The 25,552-nt window shown below is 37.9% G+C and carries 25 protein-coding genes; 16 read left to right on the forward strand and 9 right to left on the reverse strand.

The annotated features are described in order from the left end of the window. Positions 1–92: 92 nt before the first annotated feature. Positions 93–2,570 carry a DUF5686 family protein gene (locus tag AAGF08_RS08665; RefSeq protein ID WP_343510759.1) on the reverse strand — a complete coding sequence of 826 codons (2,478 nt, stop codon included), beginning with the start codon at positions 2,568–2,570 and terminating at the stop codon, positions 93–95. Between the two features lie 164 nt (positions 2,571–2,734). Here AAGF08_RS08665 and lhgO point away from each other — a divergent pair, with 164 nt between their 5' ends. Beyond that, positions 2,735–3,937 (forward strand): L-2-hydroxyglutarate oxidase, encoded by a 1,203-nt coding sequence (gene lhgO, locus AAGF08_RS08670; RefSeq protein ID WP_343510760.1) that lies wholly within the window; start codon positions 2,735–2,737, stop codon positions 3,935–3,937. A 14-nt stretch (positions 3,938–3,951) separates the two neighbouring features. On the opposite strand, the gene AAGF08_RS08675 is transcribed toward lhgO, so the two are convergent. From AAGF08_RS08675 to AAGF08_RS08700, 6 genes are all read right to left on the reverse strand, one after another. Further along, positions 3,952–5,457 carry an FMN-binding glutamate synthase family protein gene (locus AAGF08_RS08675; RefSeq protein WP_343510761.1) on the reverse strand — a complete coding sequence of 502 codons (1,506 nt, stop codon included), beginning with the start codon at positions 5,455–5,457 and terminating at the stop codon, positions 3,952–3,954. 44 nt (positions 5,458–5,501) lie between these two features. Next, a complete protein-coding gene (locus tag AAGF08_RS08680) occupies positions 5,502–6,467 on the reverse strand; it encodes an alpha/beta fold hydrolase (protein ID WP_343510762.1) in 966 nt (321 codons plus the stop codon). A 131-nt stretch (positions 6,468–6,598) separates the two neighbouring features. After that, entirely contained in the window at positions 6,599–6,946 is a 348-nt protein-coding gene (locus AAGF08_RS08685) for a hypothetical protein (protein ID WP_343510763.1), read from the reverse strand. Then, positions 6,943–8,157, reverse strand: coding sequence for an NAD(P)/FAD-dependent oxidoreductase (locus tag AAGF08_RS08690; protein WP_343510764.1), 1,215 nt, complete (start codon positions 8,155–8,157; stop codon positions 6,943–6,945). The genes AAGF08_RS08685 and AAGF08_RS08690 overlap by 4 nt, the downstream gene beginning before the upstream one ends. A 36-nt stretch (positions 8,158–8,193) precedes the next feature. After that, positions 8,194–9,735 (reverse strand): helicase HerA-like domain-containing protein, encoded by a 1,542-nt coding sequence (locus tag AAGF08_RS08695; RefSeq protein WP_343510765.1) that lies wholly within the window; start codon positions 9,733–9,735, stop codon positions 8,194–8,196. Positions 9,736–9,826: 91 nt separating this feature from the next. Continuing rightward, positions 9,827–10,234: a DUF4332 domain-containing protein gene (locus AAGF08_RS08700; RefSeq protein WP_343510766.1), complete on the reverse strand. Its 408-nt coding sequence runs from the start codon at positions 10,232–10,234 to the stop codon at positions 9,827–9,829. A 333-nt stretch (positions 10,235–10,567) separates the two neighbouring features. Between AAGF08_RS08700 and AAGF08_RS08705 the strand changes: the two genes are divergently transcribed. After that, the gene (locus tag AAGF08_RS08705; RefSeq protein WP_343510767.1) at positions 10,568–11,164 is read left to right on the forward strand and encodes a molecular chaperone DnaJ; all 597 of its coding nucleotides are present in this window, start codon (positions 10,568–10,570) and stop codon (positions 11,162–11,164) included. A gap of 140 nt (positions 11,165–11,304) precedes the next feature. Here the strand turns inward: AAGF08_RS08705 and AAGF08_RS08710 are convergent, their stop codons facing one another. Both AAGF08_RS08710 and AAGF08_RS08715 read right to left on the reverse strand, forming a co-directional pair. Further along, positions 11,305–11,907, reverse strand: a complete 603-nt coding sequence (locus AAGF08_RS08710; protein ID WP_343510768.1) for a tetratricopeptide repeat protein — start codon at positions 11,905–11,907, stop codon at positions 11,305–11,307. Positions 11,908–11,917: 10 nt separating this feature from the next. Then, on the reverse strand, positions 11,918–12,733 hold the full coding sequence (locus tag AAGF08_RS08715; RefSeq protein WP_343510769.1) for a 2,3,4,5-tetrahydropyridine-2,6-dicarboxylate N-succinyltransferase: 816 nt from the start codon (positions 12,731–12,733) through the stop codon (positions 11,918–11,920). Positions 12,734–12,753: 20 nt separating this feature from the next. Between AAGF08_RS08715 and AAGF08_RS08720 the strand changes: the two genes are divergently transcribed. The 14 genes from AAGF08_RS08720 to AAGF08_RS08785 all read left to right on the forward strand — a co-directional run bounded on the left by AAGF08_RS08720 (position 12,754) and on the right by AAGF08_RS08785 (position 25,551). Continuing rightward, entirely contained in the window at positions 12,754–13,878 is a 1,125-nt protein-coding gene (locus tag AAGF08_RS08720) for a hypothetical protein (RefSeq protein WP_343510770.1), read from the forward strand. A gap of 321 nt (positions 13,879–14,199) precedes the next feature. Continuing rightward, a complete protein-coding gene (locus tag AAGF08_RS08725; protein WP_343510771.1) occupies positions 14,200–14,862 on the forward strand; it encodes a metal-dependent transcriptional regulator in 663 nt (220 codons plus the stop codon). Then, a complete protein-coding gene (locus tag AAGF08_RS08730) occupies positions 14,859–15,773 on the forward strand; it encodes a zinc ABC transporter substrate-binding protein (RefSeq protein WP_343510772.1) in 915 nt (304 codons plus the stop codon). Before AAGF08_RS08725 ends, AAGF08_RS08730 begins: the two co-directional genes overlap by 4 nt. Further along, on the forward strand, positions 15,770–16,558 hold the full coding sequence (locus tag AAGF08_RS08735; RefSeq protein WP_343510773.1) for a metal ABC transporter ATP-binding protein: 789 nt from the start codon (positions 15,770–15,772) through the stop codon (positions 16,556–16,558). The genes AAGF08_RS08730 and AAGF08_RS08735 overlap by 4 nt, the downstream gene beginning before the upstream one ends. Before the next feature lies 1 nt (position 16,559). Further along, a complete protein-coding gene (locus AAGF08_RS08740) occupies positions 16,560–17,852 on the forward strand; it encodes an iron chelate uptake ABC transporter family permease subunit (protein ID WP_343510774.1) in 1,293 nt (430 codons plus the stop codon). Next, positions 17,839–18,753: a metal ABC transporter permease gene (locus AAGF08_RS08745; protein ID WP_343510775.1), complete on the forward strand. Its 915-nt coding sequence runs from the start codon at positions 17,839–17,841 to the stop codon at positions 18,751–18,753. The genes AAGF08_RS08740 and AAGF08_RS08745 overlap by 14 nt, the downstream gene beginning before the upstream one ends. Next, entirely contained in the window at positions 18,750–19,202 is a 453-nt protein-coding gene (locus AAGF08_RS08750; protein ID WP_343510776.1) for a thioredoxin fold domain-containing protein, read from the forward strand. The genes AAGF08_RS08745 and AAGF08_RS08750 overlap by 4 nt, the downstream gene beginning before the upstream one ends. Next, the gene (mnmE, locus tag AAGF08_RS08755; RefSeq protein ID WP_343510777.1) at positions 19,199–20,581 is read left to right on the forward strand and encodes a tRNA uridine-5-carboxymethylaminomethyl(34) synthesis GTPase MnmE; all 1,383 of its coding nucleotides are present in this window, start codon (positions 19,199–19,201) and stop codon (positions 20,579–20,581) included. The genes AAGF08_RS08750 and mnmE overlap by 4 nt, the downstream gene beginning before the upstream one ends. 235 nt (positions 20,582–20,816) lie before the next feature. Continuing rightward, positions 20,817–21,176 (forward strand): helix-turn-helix domain-containing protein, encoded by a 360-nt coding sequence (locus AAGF08_RS08760; RefSeq protein WP_343510778.1) that lies wholly within the window; start codon positions 20,817–20,819, stop codon positions 21,174–21,176. A gap of 58 nt (positions 21,177–21,234) precedes the next feature. Then, positions 21,235–22,392 carry a site-specific integrase gene (locus AAGF08_RS08765; RefSeq protein ID WP_343510779.1) on the forward strand — a complete coding sequence of 386 codons (1,158 nt, stop codon included), beginning with the start codon at positions 21,235–21,237 and terminating at the stop codon, positions 22,390–22,392. A gap of 134 nt (positions 22,393–22,526) precedes the next feature. Then, positions 22,527–23,330 (forward strand): hypothetical protein, encoded by an 804-nt coding sequence (locus tag AAGF08_RS08770; protein WP_343510780.1) that lies wholly within the window; start codon positions 22,527–22,529, stop codon positions 23,328–23,330. 83 nt (positions 23,331–23,413) lie between these two features. Next, positions 23,414–23,758: a helix-turn-helix domain-containing protein gene (locus AAGF08_RS08775; RefSeq protein ID WP_343510781.1), complete on the forward strand. Its 345-nt coding sequence runs from the start codon at positions 23,414–23,416 to the stop codon at positions 23,756–23,758. A gap of 3 nt (positions 23,759–23,761) precedes the next feature. Beyond that, entirely contained in the window at positions 23,762–24,067 is a 306-nt protein-coding gene (locus tag AAGF08_RS08780) for a hypothetical protein (protein WP_343510782.1), read from the forward strand. Positions 24,068–24,069: 2 nt separating this feature from the next. Beyond that, positions 24,070–25,551, forward strand: a complete 1,482-nt coding sequence (locus AAGF08_RS08785; RefSeq protein ID WP_343510783.1) for a phage/plasmid primase, P4 family — start codon at positions 24,070–24,072, stop codon at positions 25,549–25,551. Position 25,552 lies beyond the last annotated feature (1 nt).

A 25,552-nucleotide genomic window follows, 5' to 3' on the forward strand; every position in this document is an offset into this window, starting at 1 on the left:
AAATAATAAGCACAGGATTTTCGGAGTCTTTGGCTCAATTAGCTGTGAATTTTTAATAACTATCGTTCATTTATCATTTAACCAACAAAAAACTAAAGTATTATCTGAGCACTTATTTTTACTGCAAAAGGCTTAGCTTCCGGGCTATCCAAATAAGTCATTCTGTGAAAAAAATCTACTCGAAAAAATTTAAAGATATTCTCTATTCCATAACCCAATTCCAAATACGGTTTTCTGGGATCTAATCTTCCGAAAGTTTCCAATGGATTCCCTTCCGGATCCACATTAGGCACATTACTTATATTTTTATCCTGTACAGATCCAAACAATACATTGGCATTTGCAACAGCTCTCCATTTCAACTTCTTGATTGCTGGAATTTTATTCAATAAGAATCCTTCAAAGAAATGTCTGTATCGCAAACTCACATACTGATCTGAAGCAAACTCATTGAAATTCATTGTATTAAATGCAGCAGAAGTATAGAATAAGGTCTCGTTCCCCAAGTGGTTTTTGAGAATAGGATAAGGCACCTCTCCAAACACTTTTCCGGCGTCTAGCTCATACCTAGAAACTCCCAGCATCCCCATATTCAAACGTTGGTAGAGGTAAAAGCTCAACTTATCGTAGCTCAGATCCCCTCCTAGCCATCTTAAGCCTTTCGAATAATTCACCTGGACAATCGGCCACTTGGATGGGCCAAAAGAAACCCGTTCATTGTCATTGATAATAATAATCTCATCCCGCCCATAGCGCAAAGAAAATCTAGCCTCCGTGGTTTCGAATCTGCTTCTAAAATCGCGTGTATCCTTGTCCAGATAATAGAAATCAAATAAAGGATCAAATTGGGAGACATTTATCGAGGAACTGAATAAAAAGCCTTTGAAAAACTCCCGCTGAAAATTTAGTCGGTGATTCGTGCTTAAAAATGGTCTCCTAAGAGTACCGAATCGGCTAGCTGCCAAAAATATACTATTGCCCTCCAAACTGGCTATCTCCAACCCCACCTGATCTATTTCTTTTTGAGATGTAAAACTCATGGTAGTCCAATGGGTTCTATCCAAAATTCTCGTAAGGGATCCAGTATATTTGATTCTTTTATCCTTGAATCCATAAGCTAAATATCCTTGGATTAACCACTTATTAGAAAACTTCAGATTTGTCCTAAAGCCCCCGCCCAATCGAATTCCTTCAATATTATTATAATTAAAAAACCCAGGCCAAGGTCCTATATCTATTTTCTTCACAGGTAAATATCCCGTCGCAAAAAATTTCAACCCTTCTGAATAAAACCGGATAACAGGGATTTTTTTGAGGGTATCCACCATCTGTAAAACTGCCAGTTCCTCCGAACTCAAAGGATCTTGACGGTTTTCACTCCAAAACTTTTCAGTTCCTAAATTAAAATCTGGTTTAAGTTCGACCGCTTGATTAAAAAAAGAAGTTGGTTTGGGATCACCTAGTTTAACACTATCGGCGGAGGTGTAAAACTTTGCCAGTAAGCCAGCGGTATTTGGTGTGACTTGACCTATTTTTATTTGAATTCTACTTTTTGAAGGAATCAAAGGGCCTGCAGGTGTGGGTACAAGCTCCTGTTGGATTTTTATTCGTTCTATAAAATTCAGATTTGTCTCTTTTGGAATCGTTAAATCCACCTGTTTTAAAGCATATGTCTCTTTATTGATCCAAATAGTACCGGAAAAAGCCAAATCCTGTTCTCTTCTAGGGTATACCTGAAGCTTATAACAGCTGTCTTGACCCACTAAAACTGAATCAAGCAGGTCATAATCATAAAATGCTTTCCATCCGTCTGCAATAGGCGAAACAAAGTCCTTTTCCAGAATATTTAGCCAGTTTTTATAAAAATTATATTCTTGGAAAGCTGATCCTGTAATCTGGGATGTAGTAGAACCATCTGTAATACCTACTCCGGTAACTTTCGATTTTTCAACGACCTCTTTCCTTAATTCGGGATTATTTCTGTAATAGAATTTTGACAAGGTTTCTGAGAAGAATACTGGTAATATTTTTTCACCTTCATCATTTGTCAATTGCTTAATACTATCTAAAACAGCCGTTACCTTTTTAACCGATTTTCGTTGGGAAAATTCTTCCGAGACGTGATCAATATCGATTTCTATCTTTGTATAATTATTTGTCTCATAGGCAGTTAAACTCCTTTTATCAAAGTATTTTTTCTTAGCTACTGCTTGTCTGATTATTTCAAAGGCGGGATTCTCTCCTGCTTCGAAAACAAAGGCCTCCATTTCAAAATCAGAAGGTCTTAACTGAAAATTTATTGTTTGCTCAGACTGGTTGAGAAGGGATTTTGATTGAGTTAGATAACCGATATAACTGACTACAATACTATCCGAAAGTGTCTTGGTGGTTAACGTATAATTCCCTTCAAAATCGGTATTCATTCCTAGGGTTGTCCCCTTCAATAAGACTGAAGCAAAAGGAATAGGATCACCAGTCTCGGCATCAGTAACTTTTCCTTTAATAATATACTGTGCTGAGGTTTCTGTAAAAATCAGAAAGGAAAATAAAAATAATAGGTTTCGAAGCATTCGTTGGTGATTTCCTAAATCAAAATCGCATGCAAGATAAATTCTCTAAACGAGGAAATCGTTCAAGTATTGTTAAAAATTCTCAAGCGAGTCAAGCAGATCCCAAAAGAAGGTCATGAAAATGGAAAATGGCCTTGTATATTTGGAACATAAAATTGTTTCACATGATATACGACATTGTTATAGTTGGAGGAGGAATTGTGGGCTTGGCAACAGGGTTAAAAATTCAAAAATCTAATCCAGCCTTGAAAATAGCCATATTGGAAAAAGAAGATCAGCTAGCCAAACATCAAACTGGCAACAATAGTGGTGTGATCCATTCGGGACTTTATTATAGACCTGGTTCTCTTAAGGCAACGAATTGTATCAATGGATATCATGAATTGATCCAATTTTGTGAAGCGGAGAATATTCCTTTCGAAATTACCGGGAAAGTAGTGGTGGCCACTAAAAATGAACAAATCCCTCTTCTCAATAACCTTTTGGAAAGAGGGCTGCAAAATGGTTTAACAGGAACTAGATCCATCACCATTGAGGAATTAAAAGAGTATGAACCTCATTGCGCAGGTGTCGCCGCAATCCATGTTCCTCAGACGGGAATCGTAGATTATTTTAAAGTTGCCCTAGCATATGGACATAAGGTAATTCAGCAAGGAGGAGAGATATTTTTAAATCATAAAGTATTAAAAATCAATCATAAAGATAAGATCAATTATATTGAAACTTCAAAAGGAGAATTTCAATCTAAACTGATCATTAATTGTGCTGGGCTTTATTCAGATAAGGTAGCACAAATGAATGAAGAGTCTCCTATTGATGTTAAAATCATCCCGTTCAGAGGAGAATATTACAAGCTAAAACCTGAAAAAGAATACTTGGTAAAGAACCTAATCTACCCTGTTCCAGATCCAAATTTTCCTTTTTTAGGAGTTCATTATACCCGAATGAAAAAAGGGGGTGTGGAAGCAGGTCCAAACGCTGTTTTGGCTTTTAAAAGAGAGGGATATAAAAAGTCCCAGATCAATTTATCCGAATTGGCAGAAAGTTTAGCCTGGCCAGGATTCCAAAAAGTGGCAGCAAAATATTGGCAGACTGGTTTTGGTGAGATTTACAGATCCTTTTCCAAAGCGGCATTTACCAAAGCTTTGCAAGAATTGATTCCGGAAATCCAATCTTCTGATTTGGTTGACGGAGGTGCAGGGGTAAGAGCTCAAGCTTGTGATAGAAACGGTGGCTTATTAGACGATTTTGCAATCAGGGAATCCGAACATGCGATAAATGTTTTAAACGCACCTTCCCCTGCAGCAACCAGTTCGCTCTCCATTGGTGGAACTGTTGCGAAATTAGCCTTAAAGAGATTTGAATAGGAAAAAATCCTAGCTTACACCTGCGTATTTACCGTATCTGGGAAGTATCTATTGGCGAGTTTCACCATCTCATCTCCTTTAACCAAATCATGGATACTAATTTCAGAAGTATGAGTATGGCCTGTGGCTCCCAATAGTTCCTGAACAGCATGAATGGTGTTTTTATGAAAATTATAAACCCTCTCTGACTTATCTGAAACCACGAGACCTCGAGTGAGACTTTCTTTTTGAGTAGCCACTCCAGTGGGACACTCATTTGTATTACATCTCAAAGCCTGAATACAACCTAAACTAAACATAAAACCCCGAGCAGAATTACATAAATCGGCTCCCAAAGCTATATTTTTAATGATAGAAAAGGCTGTAAGCGCTTTTCCCGAAGCAATAATCCGGATATGCTGTCTCAGATGATATTTTTCTAAAGTGCCATTGACAAAAATTAAAGCGGGTTCCAAAGGAAGTCCTACACTGTCTGAAAATTCAAGTGGTGCAGCGCCAGTTCCTCCTTCTGCCCCATCAACAGTTATAAAATCTGGCCAAACATGCTGGGCTACCATTTCTTTACAGAGGTTGACGAATTCTTCTGTCCTTCCCACACATAATTTGAATCCAACAGGCTTACCGCCACTGAGTTCCCTCAGTTTTGAAATAAATGCAATTAGTTCTTTTGGATTCGTAAATGCTGTATGAGATGGTGGAGACAAAATAGTTTTTCCGGGTTTGACACCTCTTATTTCAGCTATTTCTTCGGTGTTTTTAACCCCAGGCAAAACACCTCCATGCCCAGGTTTAGCTCCCTGAGAGAGCTTAATTTCTATCATTTTAACCTGAGGCCACCTTGATTTCTCTTTGAATTTTTTTTCGTCAAAATTCCCTTCCTCATTTCTACAACCAAAATAGCCTGTACCTATTTGCCATACCAAATCACCCTCTCCTTCTTTATGGTGATTACTGATTCCTCCCTCTCCGGTATTATGATAGAAACCACCTTTTTTTGCCCCTTTATTCAAAGCTAAAACAGCATTGGAACTTAAAGACCCAAAACTCATTGCTGAAATATTAAGAAGTGATGCAGAATAAGGCTGCTTACAGTCTTGACATCCAATTGTAACCCTAGGCTCTTCTGTAACAGGCTTAACGGCATAAATAGAATGACGCAAAGCCATATATTCCTCCCCTCCAAGATCTCGCTGGGTCCCAAATGGATGCGTATCATTGACATTTTTGGCACGTCTATACGCTAAAGATCTCAAATTCCTGCTGAAAGGTCTTCCATCTGTATTACTCTCAATAAAATATTGTTGGATCTCTGGAGAGATGGCCTCAAACATATATCTGAAATGCCCTACTATAGGAAAGTTTTTTAAAATTGCATGCTTCTTTTGGATGACATCATATAACCCCACCAAAAACAGCAAGATCAGAATTATCAGAAAAACATAACCTAGTCCGAAGAAATAGATACTCAGACCTGTGATAATAATAAGACTTATGGCTCCAGTAAAAAAAACAGTTCTCATTTGGGATTCAATTTGAATTAATCATAAATCTAACACTTCCTCACTTAAGAAGTATAGCTTAAAAACTCAAGAAGTCTATATTCTGCCCAGGTAAATTCATTTCCTTTTAATGCAAATCCTGTATGCCCTCCTCTTTCTGGCATCTCCAAAATAATTTCAGCTTTCTCTTTAGCTAATTCTACCGGATAACATTCCGGTCCTAGAAGTGGATCATTCTTTGCGTTTAAGATTAAAGTGGGAATCGAAATTTGCCTCATCCAATTATCAGCTGATACCGTTTGATAAAAATCGGATGCATCTTTAAAGCCATGAAGTTTTGCTGTAAAAAGCGTATCAAATTCGTCAAAGTCCTTCACCTTTTCAAGCAATTTAGTATCTATCAATTCAGGGAATTGCTGCGCTTTTGAAGCAATCTTCTTCTTCAGTTTACCAAGAAAACGCTTTTTGTAAAAAACATTTGATTTAAGCTTTAGGGTAGCTGCACTGGAGGGAAGATTACAAGGTGTGGAATATACAGCGGCCTTTTTAATTTCTTTAGGCAAATTCTGCCCTTTTTCCCCCAAATACTTCAAAGTTTGGGCACCTCCCATACTAATTCCTGCCAGATAAACTTTAGCATAATTGGGCTCTTTTAAGACATGTTGAACCGTCGCATCCAGGTCGTAACTTGCTCCATGATGGTACAAGATTGGGAGTTTATTAATTTCTCCTCCGCAGGTCCTATTATTCCACACCAATACATCGATGCCATTTTGATTAAATAATTTCACCAACCCTTTTGCATAATGTCTTTCTGAATCTCCTTCTAATCCATGAGAGATAATCAATAATTTGTCTGATCCCACTTTTGACCAATCCAAATTCAAAAAATCGCCATCAGCAGTATTAATTTTTTCTCTTTGATAAGTTATTCCTTCTACTCTTCTATAAAGGCTGGGTACAATGGTTTCCAAATGTCCATTGAATAGAAATGCTGGTGGTCCCGGATATGTGGATTCAATTACTGGCATGTATAATTAAAAGAATTTCTTTATAAGAAGTTCATCTTGAGTTAATCATCAGGGAAAAAACCTAAACTAACTTTGTGATATCTTCATAGGGTATAAAAATACAAAACGAGAGCTGCAAGTGTGGCTCCTTTTTATTTTGAAAGTGATGTGACGTAATCAATTGCGTCTTTTAAAAGCTTATCGAGCGTAGAAACATGAGAAGAAAAGTTTTCGGAAAAACCCTCACCCTCTAAAATCACTTTCCCTTTTTGTATTTCAGCAGCTACATCCTCAAATTCAAACATGGCTAAAGTAGGTTTCAGTTTATGTCTGATTTGTTGAATCTGTACCTCATCTTTTTCTATATGCCCTTTTGAGTACACCGATTTTAATTCAATAAGGCCATTTTGAATAGCATGAATAAGCTCAATTCTAAATTCCTCGTCTCCCTCGGCGATTTCTAGAATTTTATTATTTAAATCTGGGTAAAGTTGTATCATATGGTATTTTTTACTGATGATTTCCCAGCTAAGTAACCAGTTGACCAAGCCGCCTGGAAATTGAATCCTCCTGTTATTCCGTCGATATTAAGAACTTCCCCTGCAAAGTATAAATTGGGATGATATTTACTTTCCAGAGTCTCCGGGTTTACTTCATCAATTGAAATTCCCCCTGCAGTAACAAACTCTTCTTTAAAGGTAGTTTTGCCATTGATATTCAAAATATGGCAAAAAAGGTTTTGTACCAACTTATTAATCTGCTTTTTACTTAAACTATTAAAAGTTTGATCTAAATCAACTTCAGATTTATCACATAAATACTCCCAAAGTCTTGTTGGAATTTCGAATAAAGGATAATTACTAACCTTTCTATTTGGATGTGATTTGGAGTATTGGGTCAGATGCTCAAAGTATTTCTGTTCACTAAAATCCGCATTCCAATTTATAATTGCCCGAGCCTGGTATTTTTGATCAAATAGCCACTGCGCACCAAAGGCGGATAATTTTAAAACAGCTGGGCCAGAAACACCCCAATGGGTAATCAGTAATGGGCCTTGATAATTAAGTTTTGTCCCCTCTATTTTCACTTGGGTATTAGGCATAGATATTCCCATCAACTTTTTGATCGGTTCCTGAGGCGTATTAAATGTAAATAATGATGGAATCGGGCTGATAATCTGATGCTTCAACTTATTCATAAAAGCATATCCGTCCACTTTTGGATACCCACCCCCTGCTATAGTCAATGAGTCCACTAAAAATTCGCCGCGATCTGAGATCAATAAATACGAATCTCCTTTCAATTGAATCTCTTTTATTCCAGTCGATGTTTTTACCTGAATACCTAATTTATTCGCCTCAACTTGAAGCGCATTAATGATACTTTGAGAATCATCCGAACAAGGAAAGACACGCCCATCATTTTCGGTTTTCAATGGAACTGACCTGGATTCAAACCATTCAATCGTGTCTTCACATTTGAAATGCCTGAATACTTTTTTTAAAAATTTCTCTCCCCTTGGATAATTCTTGACCAATTTGGAAATCTCCATCGGCCTATGGGTAACATTACACCGCCCTCCTCCAGATACTTTTACTTTGGAAAGCAGCTTGGGAGACTTTTCGAAAATAGTGACAGCATTTCCTTTCCCACTTGCATGGATAGCAGCGAAATACCCAGCTGCACCTCCTCCGATAACACCTATTTTCAATCTTATAATTAATTAATTATCAATAATTTACAGATATTATCTTTTACGAGTAAATGAACCTAAAATCCCTCGAGTCAACTCCCTAAAGATTGTTCTTCCTATCTGCCGGAACATCGTGTTTTTACTTAGTTCTTCAATCAGGGATTCCTCTTCCTTTGCTCTTGGTCTAGTACGAGATTTTGGAATATTCGGCGTAGGCAACTGAGCTTTTTCCTGTTCTTTTTCCACTTCCTCAAGCTTTTTTTCAAGCATTTCAAAAGCACTTTCCCTATCCAGATCCTGATTATATTTTGAAACTAAATCGGAATTATTTACTAAGCTATCTAGTTCGACTTCAGTTAGAATATTCATTCTGGAAATTGGGGCTCTTACCAAGGTATGTGCCAAGGGTGTGGGAATACCTTTTTCATTCAACGCAGTAATCAATGCCTCACCAATTCCCATTTTAGTAAGTACTTCCGAGGTTTTATAAAACTCCGAATCCGGATAGTTTTCTGCAGTTTTGGTAATGGCTTTTCTATCCTTAGCGGTGAAAGCCCTTAATGCATGTTGAACTTTCAATCCTAATTGCCCCAAAATACTATCGGGAACATCAGTTGGAGTTTGAGTACAAAAGTATACCCCTACTCCTTTGGATCGGATCAATTTTACAATTGCTTCTATCTTTTCCAACAGGTCTTTAGAGGCGGTTGAAAAGACCAAATGAGCCTCATCAATAAATAAACAAAGCTTCGGCTGATCTGCATCGCCTTGCTCCGGAAAGGTTTCATAAATCTCCGAAAGTAAACTCAACATAAATGTTGAGAATAATTTTGGAGTACTTTGAATATCGGTCAATCGTATCACCGAAATCACCCCCTTCCCATTTTCTTGCCTTACAAAGTCTTGAACATCAAAAGATTTCTCTCCAAAAAAACGCTCCGCTCCTTGTTGCTCCAGCTCGATAATTTTCCTCATGATGGTATTTACCGAAGCTGAAGAAACTTGACCAAATTCCTTTTTAATGATCTCTTTTCCTTCATTTGAAATAAATTGAAGGACCCGCTTTAAATCTTTTAAATCAAGTAATGGTAAATGCTGCGTATCACAATAGCGGAAAACCACCGCAATTACTCCCTGTTGGGTATCATTTAAATCTAAAATTTGAGAGATAAGAACCGGGCCAAACTCAGAAACGGTTGCTTTGAGCTTAACACCTTTTTCCTTAGAAATGGACATAAGTTCTACCGGGAGCCCCATTGGGTTGTATTCTACGCCAATCACATCCGAACGCTTTTGAATAAAATCATTTAATTCTCCAGGTTGGGCCAAACCGGATAGATCCCCTTTCAAATCCATTAAAACAGAAGGAATTCCCTTCAAGGAGAGTTGTTCGGCAATGACTTGTAAGGTCTTGGTCTTACCGGTACCTGTAGCACCGGCAATGAGGCCATGCCTATTCAACGTTTTTAAAGGAACTTTAATTTGGGCATTTTGAACAGGTACTCCATCTAGGACTCCTGTTCCAAGAACTATATAATCTTTTTTGTAAACCTGACCTTCAGATAGATGATTTTTAAATGATTCTATTTTGCTCATTGGTAAAAATATTTGAAATCTAAACTACAAAAAAAACCTTGATGCCATGAGCAAAAAGGTTTTTCAATAAAAAAGGTATTTACAACAATTCTTAATATGTTACTACAGGATCTAAAGACTTTGCGTGTTCAACATATTTTTCCACCTGAGAAAGCGCAGGAACAGCTCTTGTCAATCCTTTTTCATCATGAGTGTTCACCAAAGCTGCATGGAGGTTGGCTGCATTTCTAGTTCTTAATTCTTTAACAGTATCAACGCCAGCTGCCTTAAGTAACTCTGCAAATTGGCTTCCTACCCCATCGATTCTAAAGAGGTCAGCCATATTTACCCAATCCAAAATTTTACCTTCAGCGATTCCAGATGCTTCAGCAATAGCTTTTCTACCAGATTTGGAAGCCCCTTTTTCTAAAAGTCCCTCAACAGATGTTACGCCCGCTGCAGCCAATTTTTCTTTCATTACAGGACCGATACTCTCAATCATTGTGATTGGTTTTGCCATAATTTTTGGATTTAAAATGTTATTGTGATTAAAATGAATCTTTAGAATGTATCTGAAATCATTTAGATTCCATAAAACATTCAGATTCCTAAAATAAAGACAATTTTTATTTTCTAAAATCCATTTTTAATAATTCTTAAATTTCCTCCCTTTGTAAAGTTTAACTTTTACTTCCCAAAACAACTATCTTTATTGCCATATTAAATGATAGATCAGACCTTGAATACCAAAATAACAACCCTGCCTCTCCTTGCATTTATCCTTATATGTTTTTCTTTAAGTTTTAGTGCAGTAGCTCAAATCGGCCCCAATCTTGGACAAACCGACAGTTGGATGAAAAATGCTATAGCTGCCATGGAGCGAAATGATTATCAAACGGCAAATGGGATTTTCAGGAACTTGATTGATTCAGGTCTTCCTTTGCCTGAAGAAATGCCTTATTATTTTGCAGAGACTCTTTTTAATCTCGGTCAATTCGACAACTCAGCTAATTTCTTGAATAAATATCTGGAGTTATCCGGTTTTACAGGGGATCATTATCAAGGGGCTCAAGAACTACAGAAAAGATTAGAAGGTCCGCTCAAGGAAATTCAATCCTGCCAATTGTGTGATCGTAAAGGCTACCGATATAAAGTCTGCTTTACCTGTGATGGAAATAAAGAAATAGAACAGGAATGTAGTTATTGCAAGGCTAAGGGTGTGGTAGGTTGCAGTCGATGTGCTGGTTCAGGAATGATTACCAAAAAGAACATTTTTAACATTGTGGAATACTTTGAATGTGAGCGATGCAGCGGAAAAGGGAGACTCACTTGCCCTGTTTGTAATGCAACCCTGAAAGAAGTGAGTGCCTGTAGAACTTGTGGTGGATCTGGAAGATTAGCCTCAGAAAACCTTTGTGATCACAAAGCTGACGAAGCGCATACACATTAAATCAAAAAGAAGATTCGAGCCATCCTACCTTCAAAAAATTGATTTGAATTCTATTAATTCAATCTAGTACCGTATCAGAGAAGAAAGCTTTCTACTAAGCCTTTTAAAAGCAAAAAAAAACCGGCCTAAGCCGGTGTCAATTATTTACAATATTTATCAAGAGCCTCTTTCGCTCCGGGGTATTCAAGGGAATTTGCTAATTGAAAATCCTCGCATGAACTTCCTATATTTCCCAAAGCCACTTTTAACAAGCCTCTATTATAATAGGCCTGACCAAATTCTTTATCTCGCTTAATAGCATTCGCATAAGAAGCTAAAGCCTGTTCAGACTTTCCCATTTGATGTAAAGCGCGGGCTTTTATAAAGGAAGCCATCGCCGGAGCTCCTGGGATTTCTTCCGCTCTACTGGAATAGAGCAATGCATTGGTATAATTCTTCTCTTTGTGATGGAGGTTGGCCAAACTTAGTAAGACTTGGAAATTATTAGGATCTAATTCTAAAGCTTTCTCAAAGTCATTCTTTGCATTTTCAAAATCATTCTGCTCTTCATAGGCTCTACCTCTATTGTAAAGCATGCGAACGTCATTAGGGTTAAATTTTAATGTTTCAGAGTATTCCGAAACAGCTTTGGCGTAATCGCCGGTATTAAAATATTTATCCCCAGGATTTTGATTAGGTTTAGAACAAGCCCATAAAATCCCCGACATGATCACCAGCAAAAGGACTTGATTTAACTTTTTCATTTTAGTTGGTTTAGACTGCTACACTATTATCTCTTAACGCATCATTCAGTGAGGTTTTAAGATCGGTAGAAGCTTTTCTCTTACCAATTATAAGAGCACAAGGAACCTGATAAGTTCCCGCAGCAAAATCTTTTGGGATAGATCCCGGAATTACAACTGATCTTTCAGGAACTATTCCTTTGTATTCAACCGGTTCAGGTCCAGTTACATCTATGATTTTAGAACTGGCCGTCAGCGTGACTCCAGCTCCTATTACTGCTTCTTTACAAATTCTTACTCCTTCTACTATAATTGCTCTTGATCCAATAAATGCACCATCTTCAATTATGACAGGAGCCGCTTGTACAGGTTCCAACACTCCACCTATTCCTACACCTCCACTTAAATGAACGTTTTTGCCGATTTGCGCACAAGAACCGACAGTAGCCCAAGTATCAACCATCGTGCCACCGTCCACAAAAGCACCAATATTAACATAACTTGGCATCATCACGACTCCACTTGCCAAATAAGCGCCATAACGAGCTATGGCATGAGGAACTACACGCACGCCTTGCTTTGCATAATTAGTCTTCAGAGCCATTTTATCATGAAATTCAAAAGGACCCACCTCAATGGTTTGCATCTTTTGAATTGGGAAATAAAGAATCACAGCTTTTTTAACCCAGTCATTCACTTTCCAATCCCCACCTTCCATAGGTTCCGCAACTCGTAATTGACCTGTATCTAAATCATCAATTACAGCTTTTATTGCTAATTGTGTTTCTTTCACTTTTAATAGCTCTCGGTTCTCCCAAGCATTCTCTATGATGGTCTTCAGTTCCATTATTTTAATTAGTTTCGTTTATGGGTCCAGGTCAAGCTTCTAAAATCCCAATTTTAATCGCATCAAGCATTAAGCCGCTCAAAGATACACGAGCTTGGGAAAAGCTTGGCATTTCGTTGCGTGAAACAAATAAATACGACCTAAACATCATAGGATTTTCATCTAAATTCCTAGAAAGGTTTGAAGGAGCAAGAATATTTCCATCACTTTTCAATACTTCCTCAACATGGGAAAGGTATTTCGCACAATTCAGATTTTTAAAAACTGTATTCAAAGTCAAACCAAAAATCCTTATCGTTTGTACCTATGAATACCTATTTGTGGGAGCTCTACTAAAAGTAGTTTTTGGTTATAAACTCATTTATGATGTTCAGGAAAATTACCTTTTAAACCTGGATTTAAACACGGAATTGTCTGTAGCCAAAAAGTCAAATGCAGCCAAAATCATAAAAAAATCAGAAGCTGTAAAAGGGATTGATTTTTATTTCTTGGCAGAAAAATGCTACGTCCAAGAGATGCCTGAAAAGAAACCATTCTTGATCCTTGAAAATAAATTCGCAGGAAAAATCATTGATAAATCACCCTTCCGATATTCAGAAAAAAAGGCTTTTCGTTTTCTGATTTCCGGAACTATCACACCAGCTTTTGGAACGATAGAAGGCATCAATTTTTTCAATTCTATCTTAGAAATTTTCCCGGATTCAAGCCTTCATATTGTAGGCCATGTTCCTCTAAAAAGCTTTAGATTAAAGCTTGAAAAAACAGTAAAATCTAACCCTAAGATTCATCTGAAAATTGATGAGAATCCAATAGATCATCAGCTGATTTTAGAAGAAATAAAAGCTAGTGATTTTTGTCTTTTACCTTATCAAAAACATTCCGCAATTAAAGATAAAATGCCAACCAAACTTTTTGAAGGCATGGCCTTGGGTATCCCGATTTTGATTAGTAAAAACGAAAAATGGGAATCTTTTTTAAACCAATATCAAGGAGGATTCAGTATTGATTTTGAATCCGAAGAACTAGCCCGAGAGCAATTTTTAACTGGAATACAAAGAGATTTTTTCACAAATAAACTGGGAGATGAAATTCTATGGAGCTCCCAAGAACAGGAATTCCTCAAAGTAATAGCCGAGATACTTTAAGAATATCCCCTTGTGGATATCGACAAAAGTTATCCACCCATACCCTTTTCTTGACACTCGATTTAAAGAAATGGAAACTCGTTTCCAACCAATTTTTTACCCAGCTCTTTTTAAAAATATCCCTAATCACCAATCACAAGAATCTGAATATAAATTATTTACTAAAATATTCATTTTAGACTAATTTAATTTTTAGACTTAACTAAAATCGAAATCACATCTTGAATCAGGTTATCCACAGGGGATTTAGTCTCTATCAAACTTTATTTTAGATATATCTAAATATATTTTTATATTTGTCATAGTTTAATTTGGAGTACTATGAACATGACTACCGCAGAAGAGAATTATCTCAAAGCGATCTATCACTTATCTGATGGAGGAAAGAAAAGTGTATCCACAAATGATGTGGCTGCAGAGATGAAAACTAAGCCAGCATCAGTCTCTGACATGCTGAGAAAGCTTGGTGACAAAGAGGTAATCGAATACAGGAAATATTATGGGGTAAACATTACCGAGGAAGGGAAAAAGCGAGCCCTTCAAACCATCCGAAAACATCGACTTTGGGAAGTGTTTTTGGTAGATAAATTACAGTTCGCCTGGGATGAAGTTCACGAGGTAGCAGAGCAGTTAGAACACATCCAGTCTACCCTACTCATCCAACGCCTTGACACTTATTTAAACTACCCGAAATTTGATCCACATGGAGACCCTATTCCAGACGAATTCGGAGATGTGAAAGCTAGACCTAGAGTTGCGCTCAATGAAATGGAAATTGATCAAACAGGACAAATCGTAGCTGTAAAAGATAGCTCTGCCGCCTTCCTCAGATACCTCGATAAAGTCGGTGCCTACATCGGGGCGAGAATCAAAGTTTTGGACAAAGTAGAGTTTGATGGATCTCTGGAAATATTAGTAGATCAGAAAAAAACGCTCTTTATGTCCAAGGATGTTGCAGCTAATATTTTGGTGATTCAATCATGAGAGCTTTTGTAATCCTCCTACTTCTTTTACCCTGTTTATTTTCCTGCAAAATGGAAGATAAAACACAACGGGAAAAACCACTGATTGTAGCTACCACCAGTATTCTTGCAGATGGGGTCAGAAACATGGTAGGTGATAAAGCGGAAGTCAAAGCTTTAATGCCAGCGGGCGTAGATCCTCATTTGTATAAAGCCTCGGTTAGGGATTTAGATTTACTTCAGGAAGGAGATATCGTGATTTATCATGGTTTATTTCTGGAAGGAAAAATGACTGAGATTTTTGAAAAGCTCGCCTATAGTCAAAATCTGATCAATGCTGCTGAAGATTTACCAAATGAATTTCTCTTGAGATCAGGACCTGAAGCTCATAGTGTAGATCCTCATATTTGGTTTGATGTGAAACTATGGTCCAAAGCGCTTGCACATACAGCGGAGGAGTTGATTTTATGGAAACCCGAATGGGAAGAAGAAATTCGTGAAAACACAGGAATTTATCTGGAAAAACTACAAGCCTTGGATATGGAAATCCAAATGAAAGTGGACCAATTGAAAAGCACAAATCAGGCCTTGATCACCGCACACGATGCCTTTGCTTATTTTGGAAAATCATATAACATAGAAGTAAAAGGCCTGCAGGGACTGTCAACTTTAAGTGAACCCGGGTTAAGAGATTTAACTGGATTGATCCAATTTATAGTAGACAGAAATATTCATGCAGTTTTTGCAGAACAGACCATTTCCCCCAAAGCAATTGAAGCAGTCGTGGCCGGTTGCGCAAACCAAAACCACCAAATCGTAATGGCTGGTCCCCTTTATACGGATAGCCTTGATGCCCCGGGAACACCTGCCGGAACTTATATCGGAATGGTAGAAACAAACCTATTAACCATCTATAAAAGCCTAAACCCATGATTACGCAAATAGATAATCCAATTCTTGAAATACACGACCTAATCGTCAGTTACGATCAGAGCCCGGTACTTTGGAATGTTGACTTAAGTCTTCCTTCGGGAAAACTGATAGGAATCCTGGGGCCAAACGGTGCAGGAAAATCAACCTTGATCAAAGCGATCATGGGCTTGGTTACGCCCAGCGGTGGCTATGTTAAAATCTTTGATAAAACCCTGGAACAGGTCCGGTCAAAAATCAGCTACGTTCCCCAACGGGAATCGGTAGACTGGAATTTCCCTGCTTCCGTATTGGATGTGGTCATGATGGGAACCTATGGCAAATTAGGCCTTTTTAAACGACCGGGAAAGAAAGAAAAAGAGATTGCCTTAAGTTGTTTGGATCAGGTTGGCATGATGTCTTTTGTCAATAGGCAGATCTCAGAATTATCAGGAGGACAGCAACAGCGTGTGTTTATCGCTAGAGCTTTGGCACAGGAAGCAGACCTTTATTTAATGGACGAACCATTTGCGGGAGTGGATATGTCTACAGAAACGGCCATTTTCAATTTATTGAAAGAGATGACTGCCAAAGGCAAAACAGTCATTGTGGTACATCATGATATTCATTCGGCCATGAATTACTTTGATTGGATCATCATGCTGAACTTACATTTAGTTGCTTCAGGCCCAACTGACGAGGTGATATCGGAAGAGCTACTTCGTAAAACTTACGGTGGAAAGCTAAACTTACTTACTAAAGTTACCGACCTGATCAAGCAAAAAGATTTCAACCCATTGAAAAACTGACATGGAAGATTTTCTTTACTTCTTTACATTTCAGGATAGCTCCATCGCATTTGTGGTGATTGGGATCACATTACTGGGCTTGGGTTCCGCCTATGTTGGTACCTATAGTTTTTTAGATAAAAAAGCACTTTTGGGAGATGCCATTTCCCATGCAGTGCTCCCCGGGATCTGTTTGGGTTTTATCCTGGCAGGAGAAAAGAATCCGATCTACATTGTGAGCGGAGCATTTCTTTCAGGAGCTTTGGCCACCTTTCTCACATCCTGGATAAGAAGCAACACCAAATTGAGCGAAGATGCAATCATTGCCTCCATCCTATCTATATTTTTTGGATTTGGAGTAGTTCTTCTTACAGTCATCCAGAAATCCGGCAATCCAGAGATGGCCGGTTTAAACCAATTCATCTTCGGAAATGCAATTGCTATACTAGAGGAAGACCTTTATATCTATGGAGGGCTTGCAGTGCTAATCATCATTACACTTACGCTATTCCAAAAGGAATTTAGCATGCTCGTCTTCAATCCTGATTTTGGCAGAGCAGTGGGATACCCCATGGGATTGATTCGGTTGATATTTAATGTCTTGATGATCCTGGCAGTTGTCATCGGAATCCAAGCAATTGGAGTGGTCCTGATGGCAGCTTTATTAATTACCCCTGGTGCTGCCGCAAGATTCTGGACAGATAGACTTCATAAGCTTTTAATCATTGCCGGGCTTTTCTCTGTTATTTCAGGAATCATCGGAACCTATATTTCCTTTGTTCTACCACAAATGCCAACCGGTCCCTGGGTTGTTGTTTGCCTTTCACTTCTAGCTTTGATTTCCTTTCTCTTTGCCCCTAAAAAAGGAGTGCTTTCCAGAACTATTGCAAGACAAAGCTATCTGAAAAAGACCAATAGGGACCACCTTTTGAAAGCATTGCACCACGGATTAGAGAATGGCAAGAAATACCTCTCCATAGAAGAAATCTATGAGAGCTTCCCTTACCAAATTTCAAAAATCAAGCAGTCAATTGATGATTTAATAAAATCAGGATTAATCACTAAAAATCAGAAACTTATTATACTCACCGATGAGGGTAAGTCAGAGGCTAAACGAATAGTAAGACTTCATAGACTTTGGGAACTATACCTAAATGAGTACATGAATATTGCCCCTGATCACGTCCATGATACCGCAGAAAAACTGGAACATATACTCACTCCTGAGGTAGAAGCTCTGCTTGAGAAAAGACTAAACTTTCCGAAACTCGATCCGCATCAAGAAAACATTCCAAGAGACTATGATGACCTTTGATCAAAACGCATTTCTAATCATTTTCACAGCATCGCTGATTGCGATTTCCTGTGGGTTACTGGGAGTATTTATGATGCTTCGCAAAATGTCCATGACAGGAGATGCAATTTCCCACGCGGTTCTTCCGGGCATTGTGATTGGCTTTTTTATATCAGGAAGTCAACGCGGATTGGAGGTAATTATAGGAGCTGGGATTTTAGGGATTTTAGCAACACTCGTCATAGACTGGCTAAGGAAAAAAGCCAGGGTACAATTGGATGCTTCTATCGGTATCACCTTTACCCTACTCTTCGCCATTGGGATTATCCTAATTAATCTCCTCGCCTATAAAGTAGATCTGGATCAGGAATGTGTGCTCTATGGAGAGATAGCTTATTTGCCTATTGACCTGTGGATCTCAGATTCAGGATTCAATTTTGGCCCAAGGATCACCTATTTGGCAATCCTGAATGTGACTTTGGTTGGAGCTTTTATTACCCTATTGTTTAAGGAATTAACCCTGACCAGCTTTGATGAAAACTTTAGCACGGTGATGGGGCTTCCATCAAAAGGAGTAAACTTGGCGCTTATGTCCATGGTCTCTTATACCACTGTCAGCAGTTTCGAAGCTGTTGGAGCAATTTTGGTGGTGGCTTTATTAGTAGTCCCCCCTTCTACCGCTTTCTTATGGACAAAAAAATTAATGCCATTAATCAAGCTTACCTGTGGATTAGGCATTTTTATTGCTATTTCTGGTTATTACTTGGCATACATAGTAGATAGCTCCATTGCTGGCATGATGGTAGCCGTTTCTGGAATTCTATTTTTGCTGAGTGTGTTAATTAAAGGCAAAAAACCTAATTTTACATGGGAACTTCCTTGGCGCAAGAGTCGTTTAGCCCTCGAAGACAAACAATTATGAAGAAACTATTTCTAATCGCTTTCACCCTACTATTAAGTGTTGCTGTAAATGCACAGGATAAAATCGAATGGTTGAAATTCGAGGATGCAGTAGCAGCCAACCAAGAAAACCCTAAAATGCTTTTGGTGGATGTTTACACCGATTGGTGTGGCTGGTGTAAAAAAATGGATGCTTTGACTTTTCAAGATCCGAAAGTCATCGACTACGTGAATGATCAATTCTATGCAGTCAAATTGAATGCGGAAGATACCAATCGTACCTTTGAATTTATGGGAAAGAAGTATTCTGAGGCACAAATGGCAGCCGTGATGCGGGTTCAGTCCTTTCCGAATTTTGTCATCATTGACCCCACCCTTAAAAACATCACCCAACTTCCGGGATACAGAGAACCGGATCAATTTTTAGAAGGATTGGGATATATCGTAAAAAAAGGTTTTAGAGGACAATGAGTTTTTCGATTTCCGAAAGGAATGATACCATCATTGCGTTGGCAACTCCTCAAGGAGTTGGAGCAATCGCCGTCATCCGACTTTCGGGAAAAGATGCCATCAAACTTACCAATGAAGTCTTCTTTGGTAAAAATCTAGAAAAACAAGAATCCCATACCATCCACTTCGGGACAATCCGTGACGGTGAAAAAATCATCGATGAGGTGTTGGTTTCTCTTTTCATCGCTCCAAAAAGCTTCACGAAGGAAAATGTCGTCGAAATCTCGACCCATGGATCTTCCTATATCATAAATCAAGTCATTAAGCTTTTCCTCAGGAAAGGCGTAAGGCCAGCCAAAGTTGGAGAATTCACACAACGTGCTTTCCTCAATGGACAATTTGACCTAGCCCAAGCAGAGGCAGTCGCTGATTTAATCCATGCTGACTCAGAAACAAGCCATCAAGCCGCGCTCAGCCAAATGCGAGGAGGCTTCAGCAGTGAAATCCAACAACTCCGGGAAAAGCTGATTCATTTCGCGTCCATGATTGAATTGGAGCTCGACTTTGGAGAAGAAGATGTGGAGTTTGCCAGCAGAACAGAATTACAGGGTTTGGTCGAACGGCTGCTACGTGTGGTAGAGGAATTGATTCTAAGCTTTGATCTGGGGAATGTCATCAAAAATGGGGTTCCTACGGTGATTGCCGGAAAACCAAATGCCGGAAAGTCCACCCTACTCAATGCCTTACTGAATGAGGAAAAAGCCATCGTGTCTGAGATCGCGGGAACAACCCGTGATTTTATAGAAGATGAAATCAATATTGGAGGGGTAATCTTCCGCTTTATTGACACCGCTGGTTTACGGGAAACGACCGATACTATTGAAGCGATTGGAGTCAGCAGAACGCAGGAGAAAATGAAGACTGCTTCATTGATTCTTTACTTGTTTGATTTGGGTGATACAGATCTTATTGAGATCAATCGGGATGTCAATAAACTGGAAAATCTAGGCGTTCCATTCCTTAAAGTGGCCAATAAGATTGATAAAGCTAATCCCTTACTGGTAAATGCCTTAAAAGAAAAACATCCTGATACCATTTTTATCTCCGCAGGAAACAAGGAGAACTTAGAAGAATTGAAAGTTCGGATTATGGAGCTAGTTAATCTGGACAAGTTTAAAACCGGAAATACCCTGGTCACCAACGTAAGACATTATGATTCTTTGATCAAAACCAGAGATTCTTTATTAGACATTTTGAGAGGTATCGACGAGCAAATCACCAATGACTTTGTAGCCATGGATATCCGTCGCTCCTTGCATTACCTAGGAGAAATCACTGGAGAGATTACCACAGATGATTTACTGGCGAACATCTTTAGTAAGTTTTGTATCGGAAAGTAACTACTACAAAGTAAACAACTCCTAAACTAACACTAAACAGACTTTAAGCCTCATTTTGGGGCTTTTTTTATGCTTTTTAAACTTGTTTTCCTTTGTGTTTCTATTGGTTTATTTTGTACCCTTTTGTACCTTTATTGTACCTTGAGGAAATGAGGTACAAAATTTAGGGGCTTACCCCCTTTTATTTTGCGCTTAATTGCGCTTAAATACACTTAATGAAACTTAAAGCTACTTAATGAGCAGTAATATTAAGGTACAAAGGATTTGCCAGTATTGTGAAACGGAATTTACAGCCCGTACAACGGTAACAAAGCACTGTTCAGACAAGTGTAGTAAGGCAGCTTACAAAGCCCGAAAACGTGCTGAAAAGGTAAAGCAATCAAATGCTGAAACCATACGAACAAAGAACCAACCTATTGAGCAATTAAAAACCAAAGAGTTTTTGACCGTTCGTGAAGTAGCCCAATTATTAAACTGTTCTACACGTTCAGCCTATTATTACATTGAAAGCGGTACTATTTCAGCCGTGAACTTAGGTCAAAGAATGACACGGGTAAAGCGTTCAGAGATAGACAAACTATTTAATAAGACTTAATAAAAGATTTTTTCAACCTTCACATTTTTCACGGTTTTCACAAATAGCATAAAAGACAATGGCAACAAAAGTAAGTTTAAGACAAAAGAAAATAAGCAAGGGACGCAAAAGCCTGTATTTGGACTTTTACCCACCTATACCCCACCCCGAAACAGGCGAACCCACTCGCAGAGAGTTTTTAGGGCTTTACATTTTTGAGAAACCCAAAACTCCAATTGACAAGCAGCATAATATTGACACGATGAAAATAGGCGAAAGCATCCGCCAAAAGCGTGAAAACTTCTTAAACAAACCTGAAATTTATAGCCAATACGAAAAGGAAAAATTACGCTTAAAGGAATTAGGCGAACAATGCTTTGTTGAATACTTCACAAAGTTAGCCAACAAACGAAAAAACAGTAACCACGATAACTGGGTATCAGCACTCAATTACCTTGTAACCTTTACGAATGGTAGTTTAAAATTTGACGACCTCAACCAAAAGTTTTTAGAGGATTTTAAAGAATATCTACTTACCACCAAAAGCAATAGAAGTAATAAATCAATCCTTTCGCAAAATTCAGCTGTTTCCTATTTCAACAAGGTAAAAGCTGCATTAAAACAAGCCTATAAAGACGGCATATTGCAGGACGACTTATACAGTAAAGTAGAGCCGATCAAATCTGCCGAAACAAGGCGTGAATACTTAACACTTGAAGAACTCAATAAACTTGTAAAAACCCCGTGCAATGATGTTTTATTAAAACGTGCAGCCCTATTTTCTGCACTAACAGGCTTGAGGTTTTCAGATATTCAAAAAATGACTTGGGGCGAACTGGAATACATAAACGGGCAAGGGTATTTCTTGAATTTCAAACAAAAGAAAACCAAAGGCGTGGAGGTATTACCAATTTCAGAACAGGCTTACAGCTTTACAATGGGTATAGATAACCCAAAGGATATGCCTCAAGATAAACCCGTATTTGAAGGGCTTAAATATTCAGCTTACCATAACAAACACTTATTTCAATGGATTGGAGCAGCAGGAATAACAAAGAATATTACCTTTCATTGTTTCAGGCATACCTATGCTACCTTACAGCTTTTTAATGGAACAGATATTTACACAGTTTCAAAAATGCTAGGGCATAAAGACCTCAAAACAACGCAGGTTTACGCCAAAATTGTTGATGAGTCAAAAAGGAAAGCGGCAAATAGCATTAAATTGAATTTATGAAAAACAGAATATTTTACTTTTTGGAGTTAATAGCAATACATCTTTTTACCCATCCTAATCGCTAGAAATGGGAATATGAAAAGTTAAAACGCAAATACAAAAGATATTAAAAACCTGAAAAGCATAAAAGACAAATGAATTATTCAGAAATTATTTTAAGAGGTTATTTTGATGAAAATAACAGAGAGTTTTTAGAAAAATATTTTTTCAGAGAGTTTAAAAAAGCTGAAAAAGATCAATTCTTTGAAGCAGATGAATTTTTTAATGGTTGCATAAAAGTAATTGAGGGTTGGGAAAAACACTTAGAAGATCAAGTTTTTAGGCGTAAACATCAATTGTATGAAATGCTTAGTGGGGCAAGAAATGGAACAATGCATTATAAAGATTTACAAGGTAAAACCGTTAATCAAATTAATCAGGAAACAATTGATTATTGCGAAGAAGAGCTTAAAAATGTGCGACCTGATGGAATAGGTGGTCTTACTTTTAATGTGAATTTATTCGCATTAACAAATGGGCGAATAGCTTACAACATTTCTTATGGGGAGTTACTACAAATCAAACTTTCAATTCTAAAAGCCTATAAAAAATCTCACCAAAAAACCTTTGCAGACCCCTCTAAAGAGGTAAATCCTGAAAATAAAGCCATCAAATACAATGCAAAACATTATGTTTTATCTTTTATTATGGAATGTAACGCAATAGGCAAAAGTCTTCCAATTGGACAAAAAAAAGTATTAGAAAACGTTGGGAATAAAAAAATGGGTGCAGGGAAAGGAAACCGATTCTACAAAGTATTCAATGAGATAGTTAAAAAAGACTTGATCGTTGAAAACAACCTAATTGAAATCGGAGGTGAAAATTGGCGTGAGATAGTTAAAAACCTTTCAACTGAACCAGAAAAAATAGAAATATTCTTACAAAGTAAACATCTATAATTTAGGGCGAAAATAGGGCAACGCCCCTTAAAGCCCAGAAAAACGCCCTATGATTTTTGGTGCATAATTAAACAAATAAAATTATGCACAATTTAGTATTAAGTCCTATCGACCCCGAAAAACTTATAAGTGACATTTCGGAGCGAGTAACCGCGAGGATTCTAAAAGCGGTTCAAAACAACAATTCATCAACTGCTAACCCTGAGCAACTTTTAACAATTCAGGAAGCTGCTAATTTTCTAAACCTTACAGTTCCTACCATTTACAGCAAGGTAAGCAAGGGAGAATTACCAGTAATGAAAAGAGGCAAACGCTTGTATTTTTCTAGTACTGAACTTATGAATTACCTCAAGCAAGGGAGAAAAAAGTCATTTACTGAAATAGAGAAAGAAGCAGAATTGTATTTGTCTAACAAAAAAAAAGGCTGAACAATGGAAACTAACCATCGAACAGCCCTGCATAAAAGACAAGGGCAATATACGAAAAGAGAATACGCCAAAAAACTTTTTGACATACTATACAAAAAGCCATTGAGTCGGCGTATGGCAGCCACACAATTGGGATTCCCAGATCAAACGTATATGGTAACTCAATTTGTGTACGATTGGATAAAACAGGGTAAAGCTCAGGTTATTGGAGCAATAAAATGCAGCCGTTCAGGACGATTTGTTGGAGCAATTTCAACAAACCCCGAACTATTTAAGGTAAAAAATAATAGCCAATTAACCCTGTTTTGAATATGGAAGCTAAAAAGTTAAACCCACAGTTCGAGGACTTGCATCAGCCTGAAACACTTTTAAACCACATTCATGAAATAACGGAAAACAAAACAACCCCACACGCTGAAATATTAAGCCAATTACTTGAACAATTTGAGCCGTTGGACTTTGAAGCAATGGCAAACCCACACAATGCCGAAAACTTCAAATTGACGAATAAGCACTATACTGTTTTATCTATTGAAAACGTCTTACAGATAGCTGAAAACAACCGTTGGGGCTTATGTAAAAACCACGATTTTATTTACTTGTTTAATGGAACTCATTGGGATGAACTCAATAAAGAATCATTCCAAAAATTTTTAGGTAAGGCAGCCGAAAGAATGGGTGTTCCTGTTATTACGGCAAAGTACCATAGGTTTAGAAAGGAGTTGTACGAACAGTTTTTAGGCACAGCGTACCTTGAACCCAAACCACCGTTGGCAAATAGGGTTTTAATAAACTTACAAAACGGCACGTTTGAGGTAAGCCCAAAGGGTACACAATTAAGACCGTTTGACCGTTCAGACTTCCTTACCTATCAATTACCATTTGAATACAACCCACAGGTAAAAGCACCTTTGTTTGAAGCCTATTTAAACAAGGTATTGCCCGACAAAGAACGCCAAAAGGTTTTAGCTGAATATTTGGGCTTTGTTTTCATTAAGCACGGGAGCAATAGGCTAAAAGAAGAAAAGGCATTAATACTATACGGTACTGGGGCAAATGGTAAGTCCGTATTCTTTGAAATAGTAAGTGCCTTACTGGGTACAGAAAATACAAGTAATTATTCATTGCAAAGCCTTACAAATGAAAACGGCTATTTCAGGGCGAAATTGGCTAACAAGTTGGTAAACTATGCAAGTGAGATAAACGGCAAACTGGAAAGTGCAATATTTAAACAGTTGGTTTCAGGCGAACCCGTTGAAGCCCGTTTACCTTATGGCGAACCTTTCACCCTGAAACAATACGCCAAACTGATATTTAACTGTAATGAGTTACCCAAAGACGTTGAACATACAAACGCTTATTTCAGACGGTTTTTAATTATTCCTTTTGATGTTACCATACCAACACAGGAACAGGATAAACAGCTACACACTAAAATTATTGAAAAGGAACTTTCAGGCGTTTTTAACTGGGTACTGGACGGCTTAAACAGATTATTGGAGCAAAGGAGGTTTACAGATTGTGAAGCGGTAAAACAAGCCGTTGAGCAATACAAAAGCCAGTCCGATAGTGTAAAGATGTTCATTGATGAAAGCAACTACCAAAGCAGCCCAACCGATTACAGACTAATAAAAGAACTATACACCGAATACAGGGGCTATTGTATTGAGGACGGTTTTAAACCCGTGAACAAATCCAATTTCATTAAACGCCTTTCAGGTTTTGGGGTTTTGGTTGATAGGCTAAACGTGGGTAATGTAGCGTATTTAACAAACGGTAAAAGACCTTTCTAAT

Source organism: Algoriphagus sp. SE2, assembly GCF_039563885.1.
GTDB lineage: Bacteria > Bacteroidota > Bacteroidia > Cytophagales > Cyclobacteriaceae > Algoriphagus.